The sequence below is a fragment of the Novipirellula sp. genome (assembly GCF_041583735.1).
Lineage (GTDB): Bacteria > Planctomycetota > Planctomycetia > Pirellulales > Pirellulaceae > Novipirellula.
In genome coordinates, this window is the sequence record NZ_JBFHFD010000991.1 from 1 (window position 1) to 2,035 (window position 2,035).

A 2,035-nucleotide genomic window follows, 5' to 3' on the forward strand; every position below is an offset into this window, starting at 1 on the left:
CGCAGGGCGGCCCAAGTTGGCAATCACGTTTGCCATCGTAAACGTCTTGCCCGTACCGGTTGCCCCCAGCAAGGTTTGGGCGGATCGCCCGGCCAAAAAGCCGCGAGTCAGTTCCGCAATCGCCTGCGGTTGGTCGCCGGCCGGCGGAAACGGCTGATTGAGATGGAAATCGGCGCGGGGAAGTTTTTTCGAATTGGACGTCATGAAGGGTTCCACAGGCGGTCATGATGACTTGCGTTGACCGCTTCACTGTAACGAAGAACCGCGAAAACGACGATGGTCCGGCCTTGAAAATCACAACCCGACATGTGAGTTGTGAAGCTGCGCGTTCATCACAACCCGAAGCGTCAGCGAGGGACTGCAAAACGCCACAATTCGCGGTGTTTGAGGACGTCGCTTACTGTTGGTTCGTCGCGATCGCCTCATGCGGGGGAGCGATCGCGTCATGCGGGAAAGCCACCTCGACACAGCAGTAGGCAGCGATCTCGGCAATCGTTTTGGGGCCAATCCCAGACACGCGGCGGAGATCGTCGACCGACTGAAACCGTCCCCGCTGCTGACGGTCCTGCACAATGCGGTTGGCAAGCACCGGGCCTACCGTCGGCAGCAGCGACAATTCATGTTCCGCCGCGGCATTCAAATCGAGACAGAGCAATTTGGCTTCCGCATCGCGAATCGGCTCTGACTGGGGCATCCCGATCCGGCTGGCAATCTGTCCGCCTAACGCCGCAAAACAAAGCGTCAAAACCACCGCTAGCGTCCACTGCACCGCAGGCTGCAGCAGAGGCGAATGTCGCGTGGGGTTGGGGGTGGATGGGCTCATCGATCCGCGATTCTCATTGAGTTACGGTTCGCTTATTATCCACGATCGAGCCGGACGAAAACAACGCATCACGGTGACAGCGGCTCCACTTTTTCACAAAAACGCTACAATGCTAGCGAGCCTGCTGCGGTGCGATCGCACGATCGATCGACAACATCGGTTGCCACAGTCCGCGAGCCCAATGTCATCTACTTTAGTAGCGGCACGGCGCGAGCCGTCCGGTTGCGGCGAGTCAATCGTTCGGATTAGACCGGGCGGCTCGCGCCACTCCGCTAGAAAGACCACCCGGTTAGTGCGAAAGTAGATGGCCCATTCCGCTAGCCTCCCAACCCTTAACACGAATCGAACCCTGGACGTACATCGATGACTGATTATCCCCGCGTTGAAGCCGACGCTTTACTTGAAAACGATCTGCGGATGCTGGTTCGACTTTCGATCGCCGAAGACCTGCGAGATGCAATGGACTGGACCACCGTCTGTTTGATCGACGCAGATCGCCAGGGCGGGTGCGAGATTGTGCCACGCGGCGAAGGCGTCTGTGCAGGTTTGGCCACACTGCAATGGATCGTCGACGAATTCGATGCGTCATTGCAAGTCACGTGTTTACAAGAGGACGGCTCGGCTCTGGTCGCTGGCCAACCGATCGCACGATTGACCGGCAACGCTCGTGATTTGCTGACTTGCGAGCGAACGATTTTGAACATTCTCAGCCGGATGTGTGGCGTGGCGACACTGACCCAGCGTTACGCACAGGTGATTGCATCGACAAAATCACGTTTGTACGACACTCGCAAAACGACGCCGGGTTGGCGGTTGTTGGAAAAGTACGCCGTCGGCTGCGGCGGAGGGCACAACCACCGCAGCGGTTTGCATGACGGGTTCCTGATCAAAGACAACCATTTGGCGTTGGCGGGCGATTCGTCCGGACCGATCGCCGCCAGTACCGCAGCGAAGAAAGCGATCCAGTGGCGGGGTGCCAACGTGGAACATCTGGTGGCGCCAACCATGGTCGAGGTCGAAGTCGATTCGCTCGAGCAATTTCGCGACGTGATCTCCACGAACCCCGACATCATCCTGCTCGACAATTTTTCGCTCGACGCATTGCGTGAAGCTGTCGCGATCCGCGACCAGCAAAATTCTGCGGTCGAACTCGAGGCATCCGGGAACGTCACGATCGATACGATCGCCGATATCGCTAGAACCGGTGTAGAG

General features: G+C 58.2%; 3 protein-coding genes. 1 reads left to right on the forward strand and 2 read right to left on the reverse strand.

Going from position 1 to position 2,035, the window contains the following annotated elements; genetic code table 11:
* Both ABX962_RS35360 and ABX962_RS35365 read right to left on the reverse strand, forming a co-directional pair.
* On the reverse strand, window positions 1-204 hold a 204-nt coding region (locus ABX962_RS35360; protein ID WP_372726350.1), incomplete at its 3' end, for a DEAD/DEAH box helicase family protein.
* Window positions 205-397: 193 nt separating this feature from the next.
* Window positions 398-823: a ComEA family DNA-binding protein gene (locus ABX962_RS35365; protein WP_372726351.1), complete on the reverse strand. Its 426-nt coding sequence runs from the start codon at window positions 821-823 to the stop codon at window positions 398-400.
* A 363-nt stretch (window positions 824-1,186) separates the two neighbouring features.
* Between ABX962_RS35365 and nadC the strand changes: the two genes are divergently transcribed.
* Window positions 1,187-2,035, forward strand: an 849-nt coding sequence (gene nadC / locus ABX962_RS35370) for a carboxylating nicotinate-nucleotide diphosphorylase (protein ID WP_372726352.1), incomplete at its 3' end; no start/stop codon positions are given.